Source organism: Cohnella baijiui (assembly GCF_020731285.1).
Taxonomy (GTDB): Bacteria; Bacillota; Bacilli; order Paenibacillales; family Paenibacillaceae; genus Cohnella.
In genome coordinates, this window is record NZ_JAJFOW010000200.1 from 1 (window position 1) to 315 (window position 315).

The 315-nt window shown below is 51.4% G+C and carries 1 protein-coding gene; it reads left to right on the top strand.

The window, feature by feature from the left end; all coding sequences use genetic code 11:
- On the top strand, positions 1-315 hold a 315-nt coding region (locus tag LKX83_RS32310), incomplete at both ends, for an ABC transporter permease (RefSeq protein WP_227887361.1).

The window sequence follows — 315 nt, forward strand, 5'->3', positions numbered from 1 at the left end:
TCCGCAGGTACGCTTTCCGGAATACTTTACTGCGGCGTTAGCCGTCGTATTTGTTAGCTTTCTCGGGATTCGAGGCAGCCGCTCATTGGCTGAAGAAAAAGAGCTGGGGATGCTTGAGAGGTTCCGCTCAGCTCCGTTTGGCATGTGGCAGGTATTTGCCGGGAAATTCCTTGGTATGTTTCTGATTTTGTGGCTGCAGACAGCCGTGCTTGTAATTGGAGCGAGCCTATTGTTCGGCAATTATATGGGAGGGCAGCCTACTTCATTTTTGCTCGTTTTTACGACTACGGCTTTTGCCGTAGCGGCCTGGGCGTT